The 383-nt window shown below is 47.3% G+C and carries 1 pseudogene; it reads right to left on the reverse strand.

The window, feature by feature from the left end:
* Positions 1–120: 120 nt before the first annotated feature.
* Positions 121–383, reverse strand: a pseudogene (locus AB4585_RS29120) (8-oxo-dGTP diphosphatase MutT); the annotation flags it as partial.

A 383-nucleotide genomic window follows, 5' to 3' on the forward strand; every position in this document is an offset into this window, starting at 1 on the left:
GTTACGGCCCATACGGCCTGCCGCTCCGGCAACTGCTATTCGCACCACTACGCTAGTCTCCATTATATAAAGCTGGGGGTAACTTAATGTATCTGAATCACACTTTGGAATCCAGCCAATTCACATTTCCTCGCAAAAGTGTTGGATCACGGCTTGTACTACTGGAACGTTTGCTTCTGGGAAGGCGTAATTGGTCAGGTCGGCTATTGAGACCCATTGACCTAGTTGCCCCTCTTTGCCGTAAGGCCTGCCTTCAAAGCTATGGATCAAAAGGAAATCAAAGCTCAGCGACTTGTCTGTATAGTCAAAGTCGAAATGCTGGAATGACTCACTGTGTAGACCTTGAATACCGATCTCTTCGAACAGCTCTCTTTCTATTGCGT

Source organism: Vibrio sp. 10N.222.49.C9, assembly GCF_041474985.1.
Taxonomy (GTDB): domain Bacteria; phylum Pseudomonadota; class Gammaproteobacteria; order Enterobacterales; family Vibrionaceae; genus Vibrio; species Vibrio crassostreae_C.